Source organism: Bradyrhizobium sp. 186, assembly GCF_023101685.1.
Classification (GTDB): domain Bacteria; phylum Pseudomonadota; class Alphaproteobacteria; order Rhizobiales; family Xanthobacteraceae; genus Bradyrhizobium.
Genome location: NZ_CP082164.1, coordinates 8525838 through 8551512 on the forward strand (window position 1 = coordinate 8525838; position 25675 = coordinate 8551512).

Sequence of the window (25675 nt, forward strand, 5' to 3'; positions counted from 1 at the left end):
CTTCGCGACGCAGCCGGAGTCAGTTTTTGTCCGGTCGGCGCATTACGAGCTGTTAAGAACGGCTTCGCAGCATATGCACCGCAGTGCCAGCGAGAGCCTCTTGCCCCCCAAAACCCGGCGGACTCCGGTCCTCTCTATAGGAGATAACTGAGTGAGAAACGTTCTTCCCTCAAACCTCACCTGCGGCATCTTTGATCATCTTGACGAGGACGGCCCCGATATCGCCCGGCAATACGCGGACCGCCTCGCGCTGGCGGAGGCCTACGACCGGCTCGGTTTCTATGCCTATCATCTGGCGGAGCATCATTGCACCCCGCATGGACGCGGTCCATCGCCGAACTTGTTTCTGTCAAGCGTCATACAACGCACACGGCGACTTCGCGTTGGTCCATTGGTCATGCTGCTCAACCTCTACCACCCGTTGCGGGCATTCGAGGAGATCTGCATGTTGGATCACCTGAGCAGCGGCAGGGTCGAGGTCGGTCTTGGTCGCGGCTCCCTACCGATCGAACTGAGTTATTTTGGGGTTGGAGCCGATGTTGCCTCAAGCCGTTACGAGGAAGCTTCCCAAATCTTCGTTAACGCGATGAATGGCGGCCCCCTCTCGTACCAAGGGAAACATTTTGCGCTGAGCGACGTTCCTTTGACGCTTTCACCTCACCAGCGTCCTTGTCCCCCGACATGGATTGCTACAAATCGGCCAGAGTCCGCGCATTGGGCGGCGGCGAATGGCGCTAATCTGGCGTGCATGGGGCCCTCTCCTGCCGTTCGCAAGGTAACAGATCGCTATCGCGCTCATCGAAACGCCAAGCATGACGCCAACGGTTCAGCACCATTTCTCGCATTACTCCGCATGGTCGTAATTGCCAGCTCTGAAGCAGCCGCGCGCTCCCTCGCCGCGCCAGCCTACGAAACATGGCTCAAGAGCTTTAAGTTCCTGTACGAGCTCAATGACATCCCGCCTCCATCCAACTTGCCCCTAACCTTGGATGCCGCAATTGAGAGTGAACTGTGCGTTGTCGGAACGCGCGCTTCGGTGCGCCAAACTCTTCTCGATCACGTGGAAGAGGCAGGCGCCAACTATCTCCTTTGTCAGCTCGCCTTTGGATCTCTGTCACTGGATGCCTGCCTCAACACAGCAACTGCGATTCACTCCGAGCTCATAGCGGCAGAGCACTGACGGTGAGCCAACAGCGATTCCAATAAGTTCACCCTTGACCAGGCAATAAATGGCAACACCGAGGCCCATGAGCACCGCAGCCGGATGCATTTGTCAGGCCGCTCTTATGGTTCAAATGGCTCTTACGCGCATGAGACCCTTTCGACTACATCACCAAACAGTAGTCTCAACGGCAATAAATGCCCTGTCTCCCATTTTGCGTGCGTTGACATTGCCCGAGCAGTGGTTTGCTTGGACAGGTGAGTTGGCTCACGCTCATCCCGCTTTGGCGCGCCAGTTCGTCGATCGCATTCCACACGAATCCAAGATGTGGTTTATCGCACGGGCGGGCCTGTCGTGACGCGGTCCCGGCAGCGCTCCGACCAGACGGAGGAGATCGCGCGTAAGCTCGAGATCGTGCTGGCGGAGTTGGCTTCGCTGCGCATTCTGCTGGCTGCGCACGGAATTAGCACCCCTCCACCTCTGCATGAGGACTACCTCACTGTTCAGCGATTCGCAGCGATGAACCACATAAGCCCCGAAGGCGTGCTCTCTCGGATCCGCCGCGGCAAGTTGCGCGCGGAGAAGCGCGGTGGCCGCTGGTGGGTGAAATGCACGGTTTGCACAGCATAGCCGTGCAGTGGCGAGGACAGTAAGACAGACGAAATGAACCAATCCGAGATACGAAATCCAGCACATGGAAATGATCTGCGCGTTTAAGTTGCTAGCTTTTCTGAGCTCGACCGGACGGCCAATGGAGAATCAAGAGATCGATCGAGGTCGACGTGGCGCACGACCAACACACCATCGCCAGATCGGGAGACTCGATGTCGATCCACCCACGCAATCACAAAACGGTTGGCGCCCGGAGCACCGGGATATCGGATGGACCACCTTTGCGTGACCGGGATCACTCAGTCGATTCGGCCTCGTCAACAGAGCGATCCGAGCGAGAAAGCGGAAGAGCACGGACGCGTGGCAGAAGTCCAATTCCTATGCCGCTGCATGTATTGTGGCAAATGGAAAGCGGCGCACACCCTCCATGTCAGTTTTGCACGTGAGCCACCGCACGCTACCGGGTTACGGCCTGGAGCACAGGAAAGATAAATGCCTTGCTCGCAAATCGCACACTTTGCGAGTTCCCCTGAGCATATCTTGAACGTCCGTCTCAAACGCCCGATGAGGCGTAGCAGCGGACATGTATCCCAGTCATTCGCCTGTTCAGGGCCGCCTCGCGCGCCGGTGTCAAACGGGGACAGGTCTGATTTTGCTGGGATGGTCGCCAGATTCTGGCTGGAGAAGGAGGTGGCCAATGATGTCACCAAGACTGATGTCAGTCCTCGGGTCGATGGTAGCAGTCGAGCGTATGTTTTGGAAACTTCGAGAATTGATCGATGGCGATAGCGCGATCTCACCTGAAGTTCGAGAGACGCTTCATGTAATGTTAGATGCAAAGCTTCTTTCCGCAAAAGATAAGATTATGAGCGACGCGCGCGCTGCGATTGACGCAACTCCTGATTTGCCGCAGGCGGTCCGCGATCGAGCATACAGGTCGCTCGACTTTGCAATGAAAATGTTCATGACCAGCGAACCGCGCCGCCCTCAGGATCCTTTTTAACGAAGTCGGTACCTGCAGCGCTCATCCCAAGATGCATTGATCCATGCCCCGCTCCAGCGATTGATCGCTTGCCCGGACACTTGGCTGTGCAGGGTTGATGTTAGCCGAGGGGCTTCGATTGAGCTCCTGAGCAACTATGAAGCTGATGGGAATGGAGCGACAGCACCTCGCTAGTTGATCAATCTAATCTGTCCTGGCGGCCCGCAGGCTTGGGTGGGCACCTGCCGAAATGCTGCAGGCTCTGTTTTTCTCGAGCATCCCGAACCAGGCTTCTCTGGCCGTCTTTAGCGGTCCGCTGCGTCGAGCCAATGTGCGAGTCCCCCTCAGCTCTGTAACTTGATCATCGAAAGGACCGGCCAGGTGTCGTCATTAGGCAGCGGCGTAGGCTCGACTCTGCTCGGGGGAAGCAGCGCTTGAGTTGATCCAGCTCAAGCGTCGTGATTCGCGTTCCCGAGATGGCTTCGATGCCTGACTAGGACCTTCACCGAATGGACGGTCGCATGCTGAGCCATTCTTCGGCATGCGCCTGATCAATTGAATCAAGAGGATCGGCTCACGCACTCAATGTTGATGGATCCCTCTTGGCCCATCCGCAGCATGGATACCTCCCATCAAAACAATAGATTTTACCAATATTCTCCAAATCCACATAGCTAACCGCCGGCTATCAAGGATGATTGAGGAAAAGGCGCGTCATGACGTATTCGCTATTTTCAATGCAATTGGCGGATGACGTGCAAGCGCCAGCACGTGATCACCTCTTGCGCCCAGATCGAGGCCCGTCTTGGTCGCGCTATCGGACTAGGGCGCAGTGCAACGTGTTCTATTGCATCAGCGAGCCACTGGCGCGCGGGAGCTGCTTGGATGCATCGATCTGGCCCGAACATCAGCCATGAGGCAGCATGGGCAGCTCGCCCTCAGATCTCTGGCCAGCCTTAGCGAGAACGGCGCAGCCCAAGCCAATAGCGACAAGGGCGATCTAGCGTCGCTGGGTGCAGCGCTCTGGCAGGCTGATCCCGGATGGCCGCGCTTGACGCGCATCTGTCCGGTGGTGCGCGGTGAGCCCTTTGCGAGTCAACAAGGATCTGGAGTGTTTTCGATGCGGCTCGTGGCCGCGGCACATGCGTGCGCCGTATGGGATATGGACCAAGGAGGCCCTCGCCGCGTCGGCGAAGGCCGAACTGGCAGCCCTGCACTGGTCAGTCGACCCGCAAGACTGGTCTCGTCCTGGCGGCGAGGCGATTGTTGCCGCGGTGCTGGCCTCGGTCCGGCCGGGGGCAATCGTGCTCCTGCACGACGGGTGCCCTCCCGACGAGTTGGAACGCTGCCCTCACTCTGGTCGACGCGACCAGACTGTGACGGCGCTCACCCAGCTCATTTCAGCACTGCATGACCGTGGATTTGCAATCCGGTCGCTTCCTCAAACTCACTGAATAGATCAATTCCCATGAGCCTGCTTGCCACCGTCAGCACCGTTGCTGTTGCCTCCTACGCGTTGCTCTCCAGCGTCCATAAGAGCGCGCAGGCGCTTTATGCGCGGCGAACCGACGCCTCACTGCCGCCGTACGACCCGGTCGACACCGGTGCTCTGCCCAGCGTGGATGTCATCGTGCCCTGCTTCAACGAGGACCCGCGCACGCTGGCGGCCTGCCTGAAGTCTCTCGCAAGCCAGGACTACCCAGGGCGATTGCAGGTCTATGTGGTCGATGACGGCTCTGCAAATGTCGGTGCAGTGGCCCCGGTCCATGGGAGCTACGCACATGACCCGAGGTTCAACGTCATTCTGCTGCCAAGCAACGTTGGAAAGCGTAAGGCGCAGATCACAGCGATACGCCGGTCGTTCGGCGATCTCGTGCTCAACGTCGATTCCGACACGGAAATCGCCAGCGACGTGGTCAGCAAGCTCGTACGCAAGATGCAGGATCCAGCCGTCGGCGCGGCCATGGGGCAATTGACGGCCAGCAACCGGAACGACAGCTGGCTGACCCGATTGATCGACATGGAGTACTGGTTGGCTTGCAACGAGGAGCGCGCGGCGCAGACGCGCTTTGGCGCCGTCATGTGCTGCTGCGGGCCGTGTGCCATGTACCGCCGCTCCGCGCTGCTGTTGCTGCTGGACCAGTACGAGACGCAGTTCTTCCGGGGAAAGCCGAGCGACTTCGGTGAGGACCGCCATCTGACGATCCTCATGCTCAAGGCAGGGTTTCGAACCGAATACGTTCCGGACGCCATCGCCGCCACGGTGGTCCCGGACAGGCTCTTGCCGTATCTGCGGCAACAGCTCCGCTGGGCGCGCAGCACTTACCGCGACACGCTGCTGGGTTTGCACCTGTTGCCCGGCCTGGACCGGTACCTTACGCTCGACGTGCTCGGACAGAACCTCGGGCCGCTGCTGCTCGCCATCTCATCGATTGCCGCGCTCGCTCAGCTCGCGCTCACCGGCACCGTGCCCTGGTGGACCGGTCTGACCATCGTCGCGATGACCATGATTCGATGCAGCGTGGCGGCCCTTCGTGCCGGCGAGCTTCGATTTATCGGCTTCTCGCTGCACACCCCGATCAACATCTTCCTCCTGCTCCCGATGAAAGCCTATGCGCTCTGTACCTTGAGCAACAGCGACTGGCTCTCGCGCAGACCAGCCGATTTGCCCGACGGAAATGGAACGCATGGCAAGTTTTTGTGCCCGGGCCCGACAACCGACAAGCCGAAGGAGATTGTTTGCACGTCGCGCATTCAGCACCTTGAGCACCGCATTGCTCTACAATTGGAGGTCGTTGCTCAACTGATCTGCCAGGACAAATTCGCGCTCCGAGCGGTCAAGCTGCTCGACGAACTCACAAGCGAACTGGTCGCGGCGAAGCTGGAACTCGGCGCAATAGGCGAGGCGAGCGCCAGCAGACCCAGCAGGCGAACAGTCCCGGCGAAACAATACGGTGACCTCTTCTATCCAGAAGACCTCCGCATCCTAGCTAACATTTTCGACCAGGCAGTCGCAGCTTTACCGCCAGATCGCCGTACTATCGCCAATCGTACGCAAATCGCCAAACTTGTTCTAGCTCGGGGAACGACACGTGAAGCCAAGTCCGACCCGACTCATGGCGCCTGCGTTCTTGGCGATTTGCTCGATCGGACGTTCAACTCTTACTCGTCTAATCAAATCGAGGTTGCGCCTAGCACCTGGCGGAATTCTGCATAAGGCGTAGGTTAGATCACTCGATCGGGTAATAAGACATCGTCCTGGTTTTGAGAGCCGGCGGTCCTTTCGAGATCGCCCAGCGATGGGTATACAGGCAGCCTGCTTTTCCCTAACAGTTTCGTCTCGTCAGCAGGCATGCCGCGGGACAGGTGGCAGGACCACTTCTCCGGCATCGTCAAGGCAAGAACCGTGTATTCAAGCCCTCGGTCTCAGAGGATGAGTACGGTACCCCTTGCACTGCAATGCGACCGCCTGCCGGCCGCCGCGGCGCGCAAATAGTCCAGGTCCTAACGGCACTCCGAGTGCGCCGCGAGACGGCTAGTCTCGTCCACGTTTCAGCTGCGACCGAAAGTCTTCTCCGTTGCCCCCGGCGCGTGGGGCAATGCCGCCCAGAGAAGCGCAGCACTCTGACCAAACCACAGGTATCAACCATCACGAATGTCGTTTTCCTGCAACGATCACGGCGTGGGCCACTCCGCGGATCTGCATACTATGCCTGGCTCCACGCACTGCTGCTGCAGGCCACCTCAAGTTAGAATACATTTTGGCTGGGAGTAGCTTGCGGCGCGGCAATCAGGATAGAAGTGCGTCCCATCCAGATTGTCGCGCTATAGTAGCCGAAGGGACTTGAATCGTACGTAGCGTCACGTTGTAGGAACCAGGCATCCGCCGCCTCGCGCCGACCAACTAGTCAACGACCGATGGCGGGAGTGTGACGTAACACATCAAAGCAATTCTCCGGTTTAGACATCCAGATGACGACACCGCTGCTTTTTCTCACTATGATCTTCTTCGGCGGCTTTGGATTAGGATACGCTATGCGCAGCTGGCGTTCCCGCAAGCGACGTGAGCACGCCCGGCTCTATGGCGCTTACTTTCATTCCGGCACTTCTGCTCCGCCGCCGCTCCGAGTTCCCGCACGCCGTGGTTCCTAACGTTGCATTCGGCCTTGCTCAAGCAAGGAAATTGCCGATCGTGCCACACGAGGGCGAACGCCGACCGCCGTCAGCTCGTCGAGCACAGAATCGCAAGGCGGCGTGGAGGGCACGCGCGTGCTCGCGTGGAGTCAGTCCCAACAGCGCGGTGTAACGTGTGACTGATGGCCGATTTGACCCGAGACACTGACGGTGAAGACTGCGAGTCGGCCGTTCACGGATGATCGGGTCGGCGGCGGTGTATTCGCAACCGGCCCTGGACCTTGCAACGTACATTTGTGACCTTAGCATGCGCGGAAGCCATTGCCGGACCGAATTCCAATCAGCGCTGGTGCACACCGCGGAGAAGATATGTCTGGCACGCGAGCTAGCGCTTGAACGAATGCGACGGCGAGCACGATTGCGACAGCATCGACAAAGGAGCACCTTTCACTCTCCTGCGGCATCTACACCGCTTCTATGCCCGTGGCGATCTGCACTGGGCGAGAAGAGAGATCCAGAGCCATCGCACGACTTCGAATTTCATCTCGCGCAGGATCAGCGCCGCATTGACCGTGACCAATGCTTCCTGGCCGAGTTCGATTCGCTGAACTCGCCTACCTAAACTGAGAGGTTTCGAAGGTGAGGCTTCCCTCCTAGAACTCGATCCGCGATAGTCAGTACAGCGGATGCATCATGAAACCTGACGAGCGCCTCGCCGAGGTCCTTGAGAATAGCGCGTGTTTTGATGATGAGGCATGGGAGGTGTGGGCACAGTGCCTCTCACCCACTGAGCGACTGGCGTATATTCGCAAGCATCGCTCTCACTTCCGGTTCGCAGATTACGATGAAGTGATAGCTGTTGTACGGGGTCGGCGCTTCACCGGTTGCTCATCGCAGCTCCTTCGATGGCGTCACAGGATAAGAGCAAGGACGTTGCAAAGCGCTTTGCTCTTTTCGGTTGCGGTGTGGCTGGGCATCATGTGGCTTGCGGTGCGCTTCATCCGCTGAGATCAGCAGCCCGCTTTTCGCCCACGCCTACGCAATCTACGTTCGCACGCGAAGGAGCATTGCGAGGCAGTTGAAGATGATCCGCAACGCCGCAACCTGACGCAGGGTTCGGTTCAAGCATTCCTTTCGGCGCAAATGTTGCGATGCAGTTACAGCTATTCGCGCCGATGTTGTTAAGACGCGCGAGGCTCGGGGCACTCAAGACATGAGATTAGAAATGAAGAACTTGTTGCTTGCGACTGTAAGCATTGTGGCGCTTGGCGCGGTGGCGCCCGCATTCGGCGCGGATCTGGCTGCACAGCCCGTCCAGCCTCTCTATACCAAAGCTCCGCAGCCTGTTGCGGCTGCGATCTACGACTGGAGCGGCTACTACGTCGGTATGAACGGCGGCTTGGGCTCAAGCTCGAATTGCTGGGACTTCAATGGCGGCACGCCTGAGGGCTGCCATGATGCGACCGGCGGTACTGTGGGTGGCCAGATCGGCTATCGAAGGCAGATGGGCCAGATCGTCCTTGGTGTTGAAGGCCAGGGGAACTGGGCTGATTTGACTGGCTCGAATGACAGCGTCGCGTTTGCGGATATTAACCAGACCAAGATTGATGCGTTCGGCGTGGTAACGGGGCAGATCGGTTATGCCGTGGACAACGTATTATTTTACGCCAAAGGTGGTGCCGCAGTGACGAGCAATACCTATCAGATTAGCTCGACCCTCACGGGCGCGCAGCTTGGGAAGAGCGACCACATTCTTTGGGGTGGTGCATTGGGAGCTGGGATTGAGTACGGTTTCGCGCCGAGCTGGTCGGTCAGCCTCGAGTACGACCACCTATTCATGCAGCCCGGAGCGGTGCACTTCCCGGCGCCCGCAGGCGGAACCGATCGCATCCGCCAGGATTTCGATCTTGTGACTGCACGGCTCAACTATAAGTTCGGCGGCCCGTTTCTTCTGAAATATTGATCAGCAGTACGAACGGCGGATCGAAAGCCCCGGCCCATGGCCGGGGCTTGTTTTTGCGAGGGCGGGCTTGCTGCATCAAGCAATACCGTTATCCCAGGCGACTAGTGGCTCATCACAGTGATTTTGACTCTTTGGCGGTGGCTGGATAGGCGCGGCCGAGTTTGGCGCGGGCCTTGTCGGTTGTGAACATCCATTTGATGCGGGCTCGGGTTTTATTCCGCCGCTTTTGCCATGCTGCGATCTCGTTTCGGAGCCTTTTTGGGTCGTCGATGCGGCGGCCGAGGCACTGGCGCTGGAGCACGCTGATCTCGCACTCGACCATATTGAGCCAACTGGCGTGTTTCGGGGTGAAGTGGAATTCGAGGCGGCGCAGGATGCGACGGGCCTCGGCAGGCGCAAATGCTTGATACAACGCGCCGGCGGTATGGATCGACAGATTGTCCTACACGAGGCGGATGCAGTCGGCGTCGGGATAATGGACGTCGACGAGTTCGCGCATGCAGTAGGCGTAGTCCACGGCGGCGCGGTGCTCGGTGACCTTGACGTTGCGCCAGCCACGATGCGGGTCGAAGGTAACGAAGAGATTGACGGTGCCGTTGCGGCGGTACTCGTAATCGTAACGCTCGCGCTGTCCCGGCTCGGCTGGAATCGGCTGACGGACCTCGCCGATGAGCTGGACGGGGGTCTCGTCGAAGCAGACCAGCGGCCGGACGGGATCCGGCGCCTCGGCGTAGAGGTCGAGCACGTCCTCCATGCGGGCGACGTATTCGCCGTCGACATAGGGGATGCACCACATGTCCCTGCGCCATGGCTTGAGGTCGTTCTCGGCCAGCCGGCGACGCACGGTCTCGCCCGACAGGCTGTCATGATCGGTGAGCTTGACCATCGTGTCCGCCAGCAGCGTCAGCGTCCAACGTTTGCGGCCGGCGGGCGGCTTGGCGCACGCCGTCGCCACCAGCAGGGCCTCCTCCTTGCCGGTCAATTTGCGCTCTGCGCCCGGACGCGGTTCCTCGCTCAAGGCCCGCTCCAGATTGCCTTCCACGAAGCGGCGCTTGGTCCGGCCGATGCTGGACAGGCTGACCCGGACAGACCGGGCAATCTCCGCGTCGCAACTGCCGGCATCGGCCGCCAGCAAAATCTGCGCCCGCTTGAGCTTGCGGGCAGCATGCTTCCCGCCGCCCAGCATCGCCGTCAGTTCGTCCCGCTCGATTTGGCTCAATTCGACCCGATAACGTACATTCATGCTTCGCCTCCTTGTCGGAGGCCGGGACGAATCCAGCGATGAGTCAAAAATCAGGCACGCACTTCACGGAGAAGCAGGGACACTACCTGGCCTTTATCTACACCTACGCGCACATGTTCGGACGCCCACCCGCCGAAACCGACATGCAGCGCCATTTCCGCGTCAGCCCGCCTTCGGTCCACCAGATGATCGTCACCCTCGAACGAAACGGTTTCATTCGCCGTCAACCTGGCGTCCCCAGAAGCATCGAAATCCTCGTGCCGCCGGAAAGCTTGCCGATCCTCGAATGGCTCGGTATCAAAACGTCAAAATCACTGTGATGAAGCACTAGGTTGTCGCAATCCAAGCCCAAAAACCGCTCCCATATTGGACGAGTGGCGGCATCCACAACCAACCACGCTTGCGAAGATCACTGTCATCGCACGCGCGTCATCGATGCGGCAAATGGTCTCCCGTCATGGCCAGTCCACGTCGGATTTAGGCAATCGTGCGAATCTCTCCCGCATCGAAAACACGACCACCCCTCGGCGGGATGCGCATCTATGCTCCCGAAGACGATCGAGATGACAGGCTTGTCAGCTATTCGCGGCAACAGCATCTTCTGCACCTTGGGCTGAACGCGTCCTCGCTGCTATTGTCATATTGTCACGCTGGTCAGATCGCTCGCTCGTGAGTTCGGCATAGGTCAATACGCGGCAGCGGCGCCGAAACGTCAGATAAGACCGAGGCGAATCGCCTTGGCAACGCAATGGGTACGGCTGTTCGTCTCTAGCTTTCGCATCGCGTTCTTCAGGTGAAAGTTCACCGTATTCTCGCTGACTCTCAGGATGACTCCGATTTCCCAGGATGATTTCCCCTCTTCCACCCAGCGGAGGCAATCCTTTTCTCGTTCGGATAGGGCCACTTGCATATGGCATCTGCCCTCCGATGACGGCGCGATCTCTGCAAATGCATGATGAAACTGCCAGGCCAATGCGTTGAGACGACTGAGGCGATACTCAGGGTCGACATCGTCGAACCTGGATGCAAAGGATGCGACAGATAGCTGTCCAAATGGTCCGAACAGTGGTACGGTTACGCCATGCTTCAGACCGGCCTCTTTGGCCTCGTTCAACACACGCATTTCGCCGGGCTGCAATTGATATTTGTGAGCGAGTTGATCCCATAGAAACGGCGCCGACTGCATCGTCGTACGCCGAACCACGGGATCGATGGCATTGTATCGGCGTTCAGCATAGCGCTCGCACCACGCGGAAGGAAAGTTCACTGTCACCGCGGCTGGCAGATACTCTGGCCGGCGGGTCGGCTCCGCGTCCGTCAGCGCCCCGTAAGCGACTTGACTGAAGCCCTGTTCGCTCGAACAGCTCACAAGCAGATCGAACAACACCTCGGGAGATCGACTCTGTTTTGCGCATTCGATGAAGCAAAATAGGTCCATTTGGTGCCTCCCGCCACCGACTTAGGCAAACCGGTGCTGCGTCTTTTGAGTGGATCGATTTGGGTAGGGGCCCTGCGCCACTTCAGCCTTCTCTTGCTTGCGAAGTGCTCGACCGAACGCGACAATCATACTTCTCATCATGAGCTGCAATCGAGTTGCCTCAGATCAGATAGTTGCTCGATAGAGAACATTGTGCATGCGCTTCTTCGGGAGGAGGCGGACCTGAAGCGTCCAGCAAATGTCGTACCAGCTGAGGCGCAAGGAGCAGTGCCGCAAAAGCACGAGTGCTGGAGAACTGGGGACGCAACGTTCACTGCTAGAATTCGGACATTCGTCGCAAGAGAGACAACCTTGTTGGCGGTAGCTGAAGAATATATGTTGCATCGGCAAGTACGCGAACGATCGTTTACGCGTTGGTCAGCCTCCCGCCTTTGCTCCGGGGGCCAGCCGAGCTAGCGTAGACCCAGCGCCCGCGTCATAGGGCGCAGAGGCAATTAGACGCAGAAATGGCATGCATCCGTTGCGATACCCGTTTGCCATGGCGGTCGCGCCGTACCGAACGGAACGCCGGAGATCCCCGGTTGCGCGATCGCGTATTGCCAAGCGCTCGTGTTCAAAAGCACCCGGACATGTTTGGGCGAGCGAATCATCCGAATACGGCAATGGCACCTGCGGCTTAAATGACATCCAACTGACCGCACGTCATGGGCGTTGTGCTCACGCACATTGACAGACAGAAGCCGTGCGCATGGTCTTCCTGCACGGGGCTGGTGCTCCACCTCGGAGATGCACGGCCATAAAACCGCTTTACAAATGGTAGATCATCGGCCGTGTCGGCCAACATGCCCAGAACTCGCGACTGTCTGCGCTACTGATCTCTGCTCGATAGCGCCCCCAAGCGTCGCTTTTATCGGCCTCCTCCGCGCCATCAATACTGCCCTTGAAATCACCCGTCTCTGCTCTCATCCTGGTAAGCAGCGTCGCTCACGGAGTGTTCGCAGGCGGCTTGCAGCGCCTGATGCATGTCCGCAATGAGATCACTCGGCCCCTCGATGCCGGCGTGAATACGAATCAACGGTCCATCAAATGAAACCATTGCTTCCGTTCGTGGAGGATCATCGACAGGCAGCACAAGGCTTTCGTACCCACCCCACGACAATCCGATTCCAAAAAGGCGCAGTTTCTGGAAGAAAACCGAAAGCTGGGCCTTGGACATAGGCCTCAGAACGACGCCGAACAGGCCACTTGCACCCAAGAAATCCCGCTTCCAAATATTGTAGCCGGGATCGTTCGGGAGCGCAGGGTGTAGAACCCGGCCCACTGCCGGGTGGTCTTCCAGGCTTTGAGCCAGCTTGATGCCATTTTCGTAATGCTGCCTCATGCGAACGGCTAGTGTGCGCAGTCCACGAAGAGCTAAATAGATGTCATCTGGCCCAGCAATCTCCCCGAAATGATGAGCGCTTGGCTGCAGGAGCGGCCACGCTTCCTTGTTAGCGGTAGCAATGCCCAGAAGGGCGTCGGAATGACCAACGATATACTTGGTCGCGGCATGGATCGAGATGTCGACGCCATGGAGAAAGGGTTTGAAATAGAGCGGCGTCGCCCAAGTATTGTCCATGAGCACGAGCGCACCCGATTGATGTGCGATCGCGCACAGCGCGGGCAGATCCTGTACCTCAAACGTCATGGACCCCGGGGACTCCAGGTACACAGCTCGCGTTTTTGTCCCAATCTTCGCGAGTAGATCCGAAGGTTGTGTGGGATGGAAGTACTCCACCTTGACCTTAAATCTAGTTAGAACCTGGTTCGCGAACATCCTCACCGGTTCATAGACGTTATCGCAGATCAAAACATGATCCCCGGCCCTCAGGATCCCGAGAAGCGCGTGGGAGCACGCAGAGAGACCCGAAGGGAACAAGATCGAACGATACCCGCCTTCCAGTTCACAAATGGCAGCCTCGAGAGCGCGAGACAGCGGTGAGCCGAATCGTCCGTAGTTCGTCACTGGATTCTGCTTGCGCCTATCCCACTCTTCGAGGGTTTCCGAAACGATCGTGGAACCTCGATAGACAGGAACATTGACCATCCCGGCGTGTTCAGCCGGCGCGCGACCGAGATGAGACAATTGCGTGTTGGGCTCTGGCAAGCCTTTACCCCAAGCGATCCGATCCATACCTCTCCTATCTGGGATCGCGCCGCTTAAATGCGCGGCGAATGCCCACTACTATCAATCTGCAACTCGTCTCCGGCGCGACGACTCGAGAACTCTGCATCGACGGCCTCTTCGTCATCATATCCCAACGTTAGAGCAGCTCTCCTCCCAGATCGAAAGCGCGGTCGACCGCACAGTGAGACCGTGCCGGACCGCGCCCCTGAAAGTCGGTGGTCAGCTTCATGCAGATCTACAGTGGGTCCATCACTACAGCAAAGGTTGGGCCAGACGCGCAGGCTGCGCGCTGCAGGCGGATTAACCCGGACTGGTCGGATGCCTCGGCACCAGGCGAATTTCTTGTCGGACAAAAGACGCTGCATGTGGGCTCCTCGCCAAATCGGTTAAATCGGGACGATCTTGATGTGGGTTGACAATTGCACTTCTTATGAACTCGCGCGTTGGCGTTGTTTTTGCAGCTTCCCAATGAAGGCCTAGTTGCTGCACGCTTATGCTTATATCGAAGCGGGGAGCATGATTTGCGCCATTTAAGCACCGGTTGCGGTCGTTACGCCGCCGTCATGCAAGTTCGTGGTGCAAGAGAATTGCGCAGGCCCACTACGCTGAATGATCACAACTTACACGAACCGACACCTGACTGAATCGAGAGCTGGCCCTTAACAGACTTGAATCGTACCTAGCGTCAAGTTGTACTAACTAGCGGTTCGATTCTCCGAACCGAGACACATTCCGGCCTCAAGGTGCAGGCGCGGCACATTGAGGATCTGCGAGGCGCGCTTGAGATGATGGTGGCAGCTCTTATTGTCCTTTCGATTGTCGCCGCCGGTGGGGCCGGCTACGGCGTCCGTACTCGGCGTTTTCGCAGCCGACGAGAGCGCGCGCGGCTGCATATGGCTACGGCCCACTCCGCAGAGAGCTGCAGCAGTCATGCGCCGTCGCGCAACTCGCTCGAGCAACCCGCCTGCTGGCAACCAGAACCAGATCTTGCGGACCAGAAGCGCTCGACAATAAACCGCGAGGGCTAAACAATTCACGCGGGCTCACCTCTCACCTGCAGAATTCGCAGCCGTCCCCCTCGGCGAGGTGCAGCCGATGCGCGAGTTCTTACGTTGTGCTGCGGCGTGTCGCGGCTCCAGAACTACGACAGATGCTTTTTTTGGCGGGGACGTCCGAACGGAGCGGCGTGCCGCAAGCGGCACGCGTTTCGACGCGCTAAGTTCAAATAATTTGAAACGCAAGTGAGTCAGATGATACCGCGAAGAAGAACCCCAATCCAAGATCGTATGATGGCTGGAGCCAGGCGTGTCTATTCGATTGCCTGCATGCTAACGGAGCTTATGCGCGGTGCGAGGCTTGTTCGCCGATCCTTGCGCTGTACGATCGTCGATCCGCTTTCGGAGGCCTTAACATTCGGGCTCATCAGCCTCATACTGTCAATGATCGTGGCAAACCCCGTTTTTCAGAAAACAGGTGATCAGGATTGGAGCGAGGGCGCCGATCCCACACTCTGTCTGCCGGAATGCCGCACGGGTCTGACTAGCGCTTGCGCGACGTACAGCTCGATTTCAGTGAAGGAGCTTCCGGACGTCCTAGTCAAGGCGACGTTGGCAACCGGGGATCGCCGCTTCTATAGCCATTTCGGCATTGACCTTACCGCGATCGCGCTCTCATTGCATGCCGGCCCGGGCACAAAGGCCGTGCGCTCGTCGATTACCCAGCAGGTTGCGAGAATTCTATTCCCCTCAGATGAACCAACTTTGGAGGTCAGGATTCAGGAGGCGCTTGTCGCAATTTGGCTCGAATGGCGGCTCAGCAAGGATGAAATCCTGAAGATCTACCTAAACCGTGTGCAGATCGGAGGCGGCATCTTCGGCGTCAGTAAAGCTGCGCAGAGTTATTTCCACAAGCAGGTTCAGGATATCGAACTTGGCGAAGCAGCCCTGCTTGCCGGCCTGATAAATGCGCCACTAGATCTACCTTCGCATGTTGCTCTTCCGAATGCGCGTGAGCGTGCAAACCTGGTTCTGGACACCCTCGTCGAGACCGGGCTCATCACTAATGATCAGCTGTTCGCGGCAAAGCAACATCCGGCACGCCTGATCTTCATGCATCAGGACGCATCGCCGAATTGAAGAGATCGAGATGAGCGTGATCTCGCGGAAGATGATTGCCACTGCTGCCAAGGAGTGGAGGGTAGCACAGCTGATTGACTGCAAATTGGTATCGCACCCCGCAATGTAACTGGCGGATCGCGATTCATCGGAAAGAGCCGGCCGGTTGCCTGGCGATAGCAGGGAGGCTGACGGTCGGATCGTCGCTCAACGGGGCGACGGTTTCCAGGTATGTTGCGTGCCCGCTGGACGGCCCATCCATCGTTCTGCTCAGCATGAGCACACCGATGAGGCGAATGATGAAGCCCTCATTGGCGAAGATGCTGACAAAATCGAGACGTACTCGTTGAAGTCGTATCATCCGATCGAAACATTAATGCCGTTTTGGGCGGCAGCGTCCTCATACAGTTGACGGCAGCGCGAGACGTGCGAGGGATTGAGCAAAGTCTTCATTGCTGCACGCGTCCTATCGTTATGAATGGTGTCTGGCGAGATGGTGAAAGCATGCGGCAACAACCTGAAGCGAGCACCTACCTACTCTGATGAGAAAGCCTTGCATTTCTCAATGAGGAAGCATTCGGGTGGTTAGGCAAGAGGGCAGAGCGTTGATCAATAGCGGCCGGAGAAGGCAAGCCTGTTTGCAACGTCTACTGTGAAGCTGCTGACCTTAGGTGTCGAGTAGGCCGGCGGAATCTCACCGCCGGCCTCTCATAGATCCCAGCGTGAGACTCTCGCCTCACTGGGCTCCCATCAGGCGAACGAGCCGCGTATGCCGATCTTCCAGTGTGCGAACAACCCGGGACGTTCGCGAGATAGTCGTTCGAGAACGCGGCCGGTCTTGGCCTTGCGACCCATAAAGCGTTTGAACTTCCGCATCATCCAAGCCTCGATTGTCTGATTGACGTATCGAAGGATTGGCCCCAGAGCCGCCCGCGTGAATCGACCGTAATACTCAATCCACCCCCGCAGGAGTGGATTGAGCTGCCGAGCGATGTCAGCCATTGACACATGGGTCCGTCTTCGGAGGTTCAAATCCCGGATTGCCGCCCGCATAGACTTCAGCGCCGAAGCGCTGATCCCAGGCAGAAAACTGCAAAACCGAGGCGTCTTGTGAGTTCTTTGCCCGTCGCGGCCGGAAGCAGTAGCCAAGGAAGTCAAACTTGACGTTCGAATAGCTCCCCTTCCGCCGGCTGTCCTTACAGTAGACAATCCTGGTTTTGGTGGGGTGCATCTCAAGCCCGCATTCTGCCAGGCGAGTTTGTAGCTCGGCCTTTAGGGCTTCCGCTTCTTGCTCGCTCCGGCAGTGCACTAGGCCATCGTCTGCATACCTACACCATGGGAGGTTGGGGTGCGCCCGTCCCATCCAGAGGTCGAAAGTGTAGTGCAGGAAAAGGTTGGATAATATAGGGCTAATCACGCCACCCTGAGGGGTGCCGCGGGTTCGCTCGATAATTATTCCATCCTTGTCCATAGGTACCGTCAGCCATCGTTCGATGTAGAGCAGCGCCCACTTGCACGTCACGTGCTTCCGGACAGCCCGTAGCAAAAGTTCGTGGTCGATGTTGTCGAACAGACCTTTGATGTCGAACTCGAGAACCCAGTCGTATTTCCAGCACCGCTTGCGCGTGACGCCGATAGCATCGAGTGCCGATTTTCTCGGCCGATAGCCATAGGAGTCTGCCAAAAATATTGGGTCCAAGTCCGGCTCAATGAGTTGTTTGACAACCATCTGGGCCACTCGATCCGCTACGGTTGGCACACCTAAAATCCTCTGGCCTCCAGCCTTTTTGGGAATGGAGACGGCGCGCACCGGTGGAGGAAAGTAGCTTCCCGAGCTCATCCGATTCCAAAGCTTGTAGAGATTGTTCTGCAAGTCGGAGTCGAACTGCTCGATCGTCTGTCCATCCACACCGGCCGAACCCGCATTGGATTTGACCGCTTTGTAAGCGTCGTACACACGTTTCTTATCGATATGAAACGGCTTGTTTGTCGTGATCGTCGTCGTCATCCTGTTTCCAGTTGGTACGTCAATACGATTTGTCCTGACCCGACCCCTTTGCTCCGGCCCGATTACGGGGCCTTCACCGCTAGTACGGGTCGGTCCGCCCCAGGCCCTGGCTTCGGTACTCTCGCCTCGCAGTTTTGGCCGCTTCAGCTTCTCCCTTGGCATCCAGGGACTGGTTCCTGCAGTTCCACACGAAAGCCTGCATCCGCTTCACGCCCCCTATACGCCGACTGCTATCTGCCCAGTAACCAGGTAACCGACAGATTTATCCCAGAGGATGCGAGCGCCTCTGGTTTTGGCAGTGTCTAAAGCCTTTCGGCGCGTCACCGAGGGTTTGCTCACGCTCGTCTCTCGAATGCTCACCTGCCCGAATTTCATTCGGACTTTTGATCCAACGCTCACCACCACGCCTTTTGAACGCAGCAGCTTGGACTGGTTTGGGACCTGCTCCTGAAAGCCGATCCCGAGGGGCCCGCCCTCATCTTTCGCGCAGCTTATCCCCACGGTCAGTTGTTCACTGCAAACCCCCTTCCGTGTGCATCTGCAGCACACCTCGCATTGAGCTCGTCAGGCGGCCGGGTTGGGACGGGTTGGAGTGGCGGCGGCGCTGGTGGCAAGATGATAAGGCGCGGATCATCGAGAAGACGTTGGCGCCAGCGGCGAAGGTGATAGAGGCTAAGGCGATGGACAACATGCTCACGTGCTGGAGCGAGTTCACCCGCGTGATCCGCGACGGCCGCGTCTGCCTTTGAATAGCGCCGCCTGGGATCACGATGTGTTATTCGGGAATGAACAACGATTGGAGACGCCACACCTCCCAGATATGGGAGTGGCCAGAAGGAGTTCAATGCCTCGTCCGGCGTGAAGAAGGTCTCGCTGGCGGACCTGATCGTTCTCGGCGGCACCGCAGCGGTCGAGAAGACCGCCAAGGACGCCGGCGTCAACGTGAAGGTCGGCGAAAATGTCCGTGGCTGTACTGCACGCCAACGACGGTGTTACAGCTCAAGATCCTTCGAGAAGCAAATTGTCCATCAGTAGCTTGAAACGCAGGCTTGAGCGTCCGCGTATGACTTGATTCGCATAAGCTTCAGCTTTGCTGGCGACTTTGCTGTTGCGGTGGACGGAACCGCTCACTGCAGCTGTGGGGCTTCGCCGGAAGTAGCCCACGACGGGCTTTACGCACGAGCCAAGCCTCGAGCGCCTCGGCGGCCCTGCACCCGGGCCCAACGAACAGATCGAGTCGCCGGCGGCCGTTGGCCGAGGCGACCCATTCCCGCAGCAATGCAGTGTCGCCAAACAGGGTTGGCTCGATCGTGAGCACATAGAAACGGGCCATGTTCCGGGCCGGATCGCAAGGTTCGAGCGCGAGGTATTGCACCGTGCAGTTCGGACATGTGTCAGAATCTTATTACTGAATCGTCAGGTTGCGAGTCGCGGTCGAATCGACTAGAGAACCATTCGCGCATACGCCGAATGGCTGCAACGTCGCGAGTGTCGTCGAGTGCAATAGTATCCGCAATGAAAGCGTCGGCGGATTTCGCCTCCATGTTCAGGTCGGAAAGAATTCCCGCCGGAAAGTCCTTAAGGTTTTCCGTTATGATCATTGCGGCTTGCGTCTTGGCGGCCGCAGCGACAACGTTGTGATCGCCGGGATCGAGCAGACCCGCCGCGACCGGCAAGAAGTTGTCAAAATCTGTAACATGGCGTCTTCGAAGGCAGCTTCCATGCTGGCGCGCGCGCCCGTTCCGCGCGCCCCGTTGCATCGTCAAAGCCTTTGCCGCTCAAGATTTCCTCGATAGCTGCTTCGGTCTCGTCCAGGACGCGGCTCGACCAGCGGAGACAAAAAAATTCTGCCTCGGCCAGGGAGAGCAGCAGGTTCCATTTAAGCGCGCTCGCAAGCCGCTCCTGGCCAATTCGCAGCACGTGCGGCGCGATTCTTCATACGGCTGCGCTGAAGCCCCGCAAGCGGGCTTCCCCTTACCGGGTTGCCATCTCCGGATTGATCGTCGTCGCACCCATTGTGCTCGGATTCTGCTCATGGAGCGGCGGACCGTTTCAAGGGAGGCCGCGCTCGCGTTTTAGCGCCGCGCGAAGCACTATGTATTAAGATGATCCTTCGTTCCCTCGAAGGAGCCCGGGCCAGTAGTGTCCGTCTTTCGTCGGTCGCGGCCCAAAAATGGCCTGGCCAACTCTAATGACGTCAGCCCCCTCTTCGATTGCCATCTCGAAGTCGCTTGTCATACCCATAGAGAGCAGGTTAAGTCGCGGCGATATCCTATCGCGTAGCGCGTCTCGCAACTGCCGCAGCAACTTGAAACACCCGCGAACCTTGTCGGCGTCACGACTGAAGATTGCGAGAGTCATAAAGCCGCGAGGAATCAGGGCCGGATAGTCGGGAAGCCGACGCACAAAGTCACCCACTTCGTTCGGCGAGAGACCGTATTTGCTCACCTCACCGGAGGTGTTGACCTGGACGAATACGTCGAGACGTCTACTTTCGGCGCCGAGCCGGGTCTGGAGCGCATCAGCCAATCGTATGCTGTCCAGCGCGTGAAACTCGCTGGCGAATTTGATCATCGAATTCACTTTGTTTGTCTGGAGGTGGCCGATGATACTCCAGTTCAGCGACAGATCGGCGAGATCTCGAGCCTTGCCCTCGGCTTCCTGAACCTTGTTTTCCCCAAAGTTAGAGAGGCCGAGTTCGGACGCGATACGGATGACGACGGTTGGCACCGTCTTGCTAACGGGCAACAGTCGAACTTCCGAGCGGCGACGGCCTGCCCGCACGCAAGCCGTCTTTATCCGTTGTTCAAGCTCATCGAGATTGGAGCGAAAAAGCGAGCGCGGATCATTCGTGAACCTCTCGTTGTCTATTTCTGACATCGTCCGCTCCCTGCTGGTCCCTCACTCTACTCTTCAGTGAGCGAGAGATCACGACATGCTGAATTTCGGTCGTTCCGTCCAGATATTGGGCCGTCTTTGCCGTGGTCACGTGACGCGCTATCGGCGTCTGGGTCAAAAGCGCTCTCGCGCCAATCGATTGCATACACTGTATGATGCCGTTCATTGCGGCTCTCGTGGCGAACTTTTTCGCGTGGGCGGCGTCAACTCTAGCGCGCTCACCGCGATCGAGCTTGGATGCCGCAGCAGAGAACAACAGCCGCGCGGCGTGAAGGTCCGTCGCGACGTCACCAGCAGCCATTGCAGCCCTGAAAATCGATGGTTTTCGAACCAAAGTCGGTCCGGCCGTTCGTGGCCGCCAGCGCGCAATCGAGCAAGGCCTCCATCATTCCACAGCACAGGGCTGCGACGAGCGTTCGGGCGACGTCGACACCGGCCATGGCACGTTTGAAGCCGTCGCCCGGAGGAAAGAGCACTGCAGCCTCGTCTACGGGGCAATCCGACAGTTCGATCCCAGCGAGCCCCATGGCCTGACACCCGACTAGATCGTACGGCGGCGTCACCGACAAGCCCGCAGATCGTCCCTCCGCCAGAAAGCCCGCAATGCCGAACGCGCACGCATGGCCAGTATCCGCCCAGGGTAGGCGAGGCTACCCTGCACCGTGCGTTTGCTGGCGTGCCGATTCTGCGCCATCTCGCGGGTGGCGCGTTCGTCGAAATACTTCTTGCCTTGGAGCTCTTGTTGCCTGGACCGTCTCTCCTCTTTACTGGGCCGCGAAGCAACCGGCCCTTGGCCGATTAAAAGCTCACTCCGCGGGGCGGGCGGCTGCGACGCCGTTCCCCTCCGCGACGTCGAGTGCCGCAAGGGCCTTCGGCTTGCGCAAACGCACGTAGACCTGCGCCGCCAGAAGCGTCACGCACAGGAACAGAAAGAACGCGCTGATCGGCCGCTCGACGAAAATCATGACGTCACCGCGCGAGACCAGCAGCGAACGGCGGAAGTTCTCTTCCAGGCGTGGCCCGAGGACGAAGCCGAGCAGGATCGAGGCCGGGTGGAAATCGAGCAGCAGGAGCAGATAGCCGACCATCCCGACGACGACGGTCTCGCCGACCTGGAACATGTCGTTGTTGGTCGAGTAGACGCCGATCGCGACGAAGAACAACGCACTTGGATAGAGATATTTGTAAGGAATCATCAGGAGCTTCACCCAGAGCCCGATCAGCGGGACGTTGAGCAAGACCAGCATGACGTTGCCGATCCAGAAGCTCGCGATCAGACCCCAGAAAATGGCGGGGTGCTCTTTGATCAGTTGAGGACCGGGCACGATGCCCTGGATCATCAGCGCACCCAGTATCAGAGCCATGACTGCGTCCCCGGGAATGCCAAGGCTCATAGTCGGGATGAAGTCGCCCTGTACCGACGAATACGTCGATGCCTCTGGACAACCGACGCCTTCGATCATACCGGTGCCGAACTTCTCCGGCGTTTTCGAAACCTTTTTCTCGGCCGCGTAGGAGATAAAGGAAGCGATCGTTGGTCCAGTTCCCGGAATGAGCGAGCAAAGGCTCCCGATGATGGTGCCGCGCAACATCGCGGGGATGGAGCGGCGGAGTTCGTCGCGCGACGGGCGCAGATCGCGCAGACCGACCTTCGAATAGCGCGTGTTCACCTCGGAGTATTGGCTCACGCTCTTCATGAACTCGGCGATACCAAATAGACCGAGAGCGAGTCCGACGAGTTCGATCCCGTCAAGGAGATTCGGGATGCCGACCGTAAAGCGCTCCGAGCCGGTCTCGACATCCGTTCCCACGATTCCTAGAAACAGGCCGAGCAACGTCATGGCGATGCCTTTGAGAGGCGAGCCTTTCGCCAGCGTCGAACCGGCGAGCAGGCCCAGAAGCATCAGCGAGCATATTTCAGTTGGACCGAACTCCAGCGCGACTTTCACCAGCACCGGAGCTAGAAAGATCATTTCCAGGATGCCCCAGGAAGCGCCGACGAACGACGATAGGACCGTGATGCCGAGCGCCGCGCCGCCGCGGCCCTGCTTCGTTAGCGGAAACCCGTCGAGGCACGTCACCGCGTGCGGCGGATGGCACGGCAAGTTGAGCAGGATCGAACAAATCGCGCCGCCGTATTGCGCCCCATAGAACACTCCTGACAGCATCAGGATGGCGCCGACCGGCTTAATGCCGAAGGTCAGCGGCAGCAGCACTGAGATTGTGGCGAGCGGCCCCATTCCCGGCAGGACGCCCACCATGTTACCGACAAGGACGCCGACGAAACACCACATGAAATTCTGCGGCTCGAAAGCGACGCCGAAGCCGTACCAGAGATCGGAAAGCGCACTCGCGAACATCTAAAACCCCCAACGGTACAGCGGGAAAGGAACCTTCAGCACGTAGGAAAAGAGGAGACAGCCGACGACCGCGACGACTGCGGCCAGGACGGCCGAGCCTTTCAGGGTGGCGGTCCTGTCGCCCAGCGCGGAAACGAAGACGCACATGAAGGTGGCCGCGGCCATGCCGAAATAGAGGCCGAAGAGGACGAACATCAGAGGACCCGCGAGGATGCAGGCCCAGCCGCGCCATTCCATCGCTGCGGGCAATATGCGCTCTCCCTCTTCGAGAGGCGTCGCCAACCCGGTGATGAAGATCAAAGCTCCGACGAGAACCATCAAGACACCGAGCATGAACGGAAACATGCCCGGTCCCATGTGCGCGAAGGTCCCGAGCGTATAGGTCGTCGCGTTGAGACCGATCCCGGCGCCCAGCAGCACCATGAGCAGCCCGGCGTAGAAGTCCTTCTTTCGCAGCATGATCGGCATCTCGGCACCTCTATGCGGTTTTGGTCGCTATCACGACAAGCGCCGATGCCGGTTCGGAAGACACCTGCGTCAGCTTGTGCGGAATCGTGGAGTCGAACTGGATGCAATCGCCCGGATTCAGTGTCTCCTTGCGCTTTCCGATGACGAGCTCGATCCGGCCGGTGAGGATGAACAGGATTTCCTCACCTTCGTGGTGACTCATGATGCGACCGCGTTTCGCCGTCTTGGTCGGTCGCACGATAAAGGCGCGCATCGTGCGTTCGGGAGCCAGTCCGGCGACTAGCGACAGGTGCGTGTCGACGTCGCCCGCCTTCCCGTTCTTCGCGCGGACAATCGTGATCGGGTCGTGGTCGTCCGGCTGGCCGTAGAAGCGGTCTAAGGTCGTTCCGAGAGCCTCGGCGATCTTGAGCGCGGAACCTATCGACGGAGAGGAGAGCCCGCGTTCCAGCTTGGAAAGATAGCTGCGGGTCAGACCGGAATCGGCGGCAAGCTGCTCCAGCGTCATGCCGCTCTGCACGCGGAGGAATTTGAGGTTGAGTGTCATTGCGCTCGGCTCTTTTCCGAAGTTATTGCCTGCATCGATCTCGCACCAAACCACTGACAGTTCAAACCGTGGAACGGGACCCCGACTGATCACAGATCCAGCACCAGCCTTTGTCCGGCGCAATCGCCCACGCAGACGATGAGCTCATTCTGCCGCTCGGCAATTGAAAGCACGCGATCGCGATGGATGGGCGGCCCCTCGGTCCAGCGCGTGCGGCAGGCGCCACAGATGCCGCCGCCGCAGGACACGGGGACCTCGACGCCGAGCGCGTCGAGCGTTCCGAGAAGACCAACATCTGGTGTGACAGTCGCGAGCTTCTGGCTCGCCGACAGATAGAGCTCGTAGGGAGGCACGTCGCTCCGGGCGATGACCTTGGGCGGGGTGAACATCTCGATGTGTTTGCGCTCTTCCGGCCAGGCCGAGACGGCATCTTCGAAAGCCTTCAGCATCGCTGCGGGTCCGCAGCAAGCCGCCAGACCAGATCCGGCGAATTCCCCGACAATTGCGGCGATGACGGGCTTGGCCTGCGCGGTCGTGTCGTAGAGGCGGATACGGCCTGCTTCGATTGCCGGCGCGATCATGTCGGTCAGGACCGGTCGTCCGCGGCTGGTCCAGTGCAGCACGTAGTTCGAGCGCCCTCGGCGCTCGAGATGCCGAATTGCGGAGATGAACGGGGTTACACCGATGCCTCCCGCGAGGAATACGTTCGTTCCCTCCTGGTCCAGTGCGATCCCGCCGCGCGGCAGCGAGACCGAAATCGGCTGTCCCACCTCCACCAGGTCGTGCAGGAAGTTCGAGCCGCCGCGGCCTTCGCGTTCGCGCTTCACTGCGATCACGTAGCGCCGATCGTCGTACGGGTCATTGCAGAGCGAATAGGTCCGGACGAGACCCTGGCCCAGGTGAACGTCGATGTGCGCCCCCGGCCGAAACGGTGGCAGCTCCCAATCGTCCTGGTCGACCAGCGTGAAGCGCTTGGTGTCGTTGCCGAGATCCTCTACTTTCGAGACAACGGTGGAGACCGTCTTTATCGCCTTCGCCATCTAGATCGGCCTCACGGCGTCGCCTACGCGCAGCGTGCCCCCCGCGATGATCTTGCAGTTCAGCCCCGACCGGTTGATCAACGGATCGAAGACCGACTTGCCGAGTATCTCCTCGATGTGCCGGCACGGCGTCGAAAGACGGGTCGCCTCGACAATCGCTTCTCCGAGCCGGAAGCGACGGCCGACGAGATGATTCAGCGGGACACCTTCGACGGTCACGTTGCGGCGATGTTCCTCGGGCAGCAACTCGATCTTGTGGTCGCGTTGCAGGGCCTCGAGCGTCTCCATCTCGAACAGGGTGACCTGCCGTCCCTCCTCCGGCTTGTGGGAGTAGAATCCTGTTTCGTGGCCGACGAAATATCGATCGCCCTCGATGCCGCGTCCAGCGACGAGCTCGAGCGAGGGAAACGAGCGCATCGGCAAAAAGGCGCGCGGGGTCTTGTGCAGGTAGCGCACGACGCCCTGCCAAGACATCGTGACCTCGGGCTCCTCGATTGCGATCGCGTCCATCGTGTTCTCTCCCTGGGCCTTAATCCGAACTG

At 58.9% G+C, this 25675-nt stretch carries 19 protein-coding genes and 5 pseudogenes; 10 read left to right on the forward strand and 14 right to left on the reverse strand.

Annotated features, from left to right (window positions below):
• The first annotated feature begins 151 nt into the window (after positions 1 to 151).
• The 7 genes and pseudogenes from IVB18_RS40750 (at position 152) to IVB18_RS40780 (ending at position 8853) form a co-directional block, all read left to right on the forward strand.
• A complete protein-coding gene (locus IVB18_RS40750) occupies positions 152 to 1180 on the forward strand; it encodes an LLM class flavin-dependent oxidoreductase (RefSeq protein WP_247985828.1) in 1029 nt (342 codons plus the stop codon).
• A 336-nt stretch (positions 1181 to 1516) separates the two neighbouring features.
• Positions 1517 to 1792 (forward strand): hypothetical protein, encoded by a 276-nt coding sequence (locus IVB18_RS40755; RefSeq protein ID WP_247438996.1) that lies wholly within the window; start codon positions 1517 to 1519, stop codon positions 1790 to 1792.
• A 679-nt stretch (positions 1793 to 2471) separates the two neighbouring features.
• Entirely contained in the window at positions 2472 to 2777 is a 306-nt protein-coding gene (locus tag IVB18_RS40760) for a hypothetical protein (protein WP_247985829.1), read from the forward strand.
• Positions 2778 to 3892: 1115 nt separating this feature from the next.
• Positions 3893 to 4210, forward strand: a pseudogene (locus IVB18_RS40765) (chitooligosaccharide deacetylase NodB); the annotation flags it as partial.
• A 14-nt stretch (positions 4211 to 4224) separates the two neighbouring features.
• A pseudogene (gene nodC / locus IVB18_RS40770) lies at positions 4225 to 5409 on the forward strand (chitooligosaccharide synthase NodC); the annotation flags it as partial.
• A gap of 1873 nt (positions 5410 to 7282) precedes the next feature.
• Complete coding sequence (locus tag IVB18_RS40775; protein ID WP_247985830.1) at positions 7283 to 7498, forward strand: hypothetical protein; 216 nt, start codon at positions 7283 to 7285, stop codon at positions 7496 to 7498.
• Between the two features lie 617 nt (positions 7499 to 8115).
• Positions 8116 to 8853: an outer membrane beta-barrel protein gene (locus IVB18_RS40780; protein WP_247985831.1), complete on the forward strand. Its 738-nt coding sequence runs from the start codon at positions 8116 to 8118 to the stop codon at positions 8851 to 8853.
• A gap of 112 nt (positions 8854 to 8965) precedes the next feature.
• Here IVB18_RS40780 and IVB18_RS40785 read toward each other — a convergent pair.
• Positions 8966 to 10096 (reverse strand): annotated as a pseudogene (locus IVB18_RS40785) (IS630 family transposase).
• Positions 10097 to 10134: 38 nt separating this feature from the next.
• Between IVB18_RS40785 and IVB18_RS40790 the strand changes: the two are divergent.
• A complete protein-coding gene (locus IVB18_RS40790; protein WP_247983521.1) occupies positions 10135 to 10416 on the forward strand; it encodes a helix-turn-helix domain-containing protein in 282 nt (93 codons plus the stop codon).
• A gap of 392 nt (positions 10417 to 10808) precedes the next feature.
• Here the strand turns inward: IVB18_RS40790 and IVB18_RS40795 are convergent, their stop codons facing one another.
• Positions 10809 to 11534, reverse strand: coding sequence for a LuxR family transcriptional regulator (locus IVB18_RS40795; RefSeq protein WP_247320906.1), 726 nt, complete (start codon positions 11532 to 11534; stop codon positions 10809 to 10811).
• 946 nt (positions 11535 to 12480) lie between these two features.
• Positions 12481 to 13707, reverse strand: coding sequence for a cystathionine beta-lyase (metC, locus tag IVB18_RS40800; protein ID WP_247985832.1), 1227 nt, complete (start codon positions 13705 to 13707; stop codon positions 12481 to 12483).
• Between the two features lie 1283 nt (positions 13708 to 14990).
• Between metC and IVB18_RS40805 the strand changes: the two genes are divergently transcribed.
• Entirely contained in the window at positions 14991 to 15836 is an 846-nt protein-coding gene (locus tag IVB18_RS40805) for a transglycosylase domain-containing protein (protein ID WP_247985833.1), read from the forward strand.
• 124 nt (positions 15837 to 15960) lie between these two features.
• On the opposite strand, the pseudogene IVB18_RS40810 reads toward IVB18_RS40805, so the two are convergent.
• Positions 15961 to 16161 (reverse strand): annotated as a pseudogene (locus IVB18_RS40810) (hypothetical protein); the annotation flags it as partial.
• Positions 16162 to 16565: 404 nt separating this feature from the next.
• Positions 16566 to 17823: pseudogene (ltrA, locus tag IVB18_RS40815) on the reverse strand (group II intron reverse transcriptase/maturase).
• Between the two features lie 858 nt (positions 17824 to 18681).
• Between ltrA and IVB18_RS40820 the strand changes: the two are divergent.
• Positions 18682 to 18858 (forward strand): hypothetical protein, encoded by a 177-nt coding sequence (locus IVB18_RS40820; RefSeq protein ID WP_247985834.1) that lies wholly within the window; start codon positions 18682 to 18684, stop codon positions 18856 to 18858.
• Between the two features lie 49 nt (positions 18859 to 18907).
• Here the strand turns inward: IVB18_RS40820 and IVB18_RS40825 are convergent, their stop codons facing one another.
• The 9 genes from IVB18_RS40825 to IVB18_RS40865 all read right to left on the reverse strand — a co-directional run bounded on the left by IVB18_RS40825 (position 18908) and on the right by IVB18_RS40865 (position 25643).
• Entirely contained in the window at positions 18908 to 19198 is a 291-nt protein-coding gene (locus tag IVB18_RS40825; RefSeq protein ID WP_256476623.1) for a WGR domain-containing protein, read from the reverse strand.
• A 19-nt stretch (positions 19199 to 19217) separates the two neighbouring features.
• On the reverse strand, positions 19218 to 19499 hold the full coding sequence (locus tag IVB18_RS40830; RefSeq protein ID WP_247985836.1) for a hypothetical protein: 282 nt from the start codon (positions 19497 to 19499) through the stop codon (positions 19218 to 19220).
• Between the two features lie 424 nt (positions 19500 to 19923).
• Entirely contained in the window at positions 19924 to 20703 is a 780-nt protein-coding gene (locus IVB18_RS40835) for a YggS family pyridoxal phosphate-dependent enzyme (RefSeq protein ID WP_247985837.1), read from the reverse strand.
• Between the two features lie 305 nt (positions 20704 to 21008).
• Complete coding sequence (locus IVB18_RS40840) at positions 21009 to 21284, reverse strand: acyl-CoA dehydrogenase family protein (protein ID WP_253076235.1); 276 nt, start codon at positions 21282 to 21284, stop codon at positions 21009 to 21011.
• 243 nt (positions 21285 to 21527) lie between these two features.
• Entirely contained in the window at positions 21528 to 23081 is a 1554-nt protein-coding gene (locus IVB18_RS40845) for a tripartite tricarboxylate transporter permease (RefSeq protein WP_247985839.1), read from the reverse strand.
• Positions 23082 to 23549 (reverse strand): tripartite tricarboxylate transporter TctB family protein, encoded by a 468-nt coding sequence (locus IVB18_RS40850; protein WP_247985840.1) that lies wholly within the window; start codon positions 23547 to 23549, stop codon positions 23082 to 23084. It lies immediately after the preceding gene.
• Between the two features lie 10 nt (positions 23550 to 23559).
• Positions 23560 to 24093 carry a helix-turn-helix domain-containing protein gene (locus IVB18_RS40855; protein WP_247354948.1) on the reverse strand — a complete coding sequence of 178 codons (534 nt, stop codon included), beginning with the start codon at positions 24091 to 24093 and terminating at the stop codon, positions 23560 to 23562.
• An 89-nt stretch (positions 24094 to 24182) separates the two neighbouring features.
• Positions 24183 to 25133, reverse strand: coding sequence for a PDR/VanB family oxidoreductase (locus IVB18_RS40860; protein WP_247985842.1), 951 nt, complete (start codon positions 25131 to 25133; stop codon positions 24183 to 24185).
• Complete coding sequence (locus IVB18_RS40865) at positions 25134 to 25643, reverse strand: MOSC domain-containing protein (protein WP_247985843.1); 510 nt, start codon at positions 25641 to 25643, stop codon at positions 25134 to 25136.
• Between the last annotated feature and the right edge of the window lie 32 nt (positions 25644 to 25675).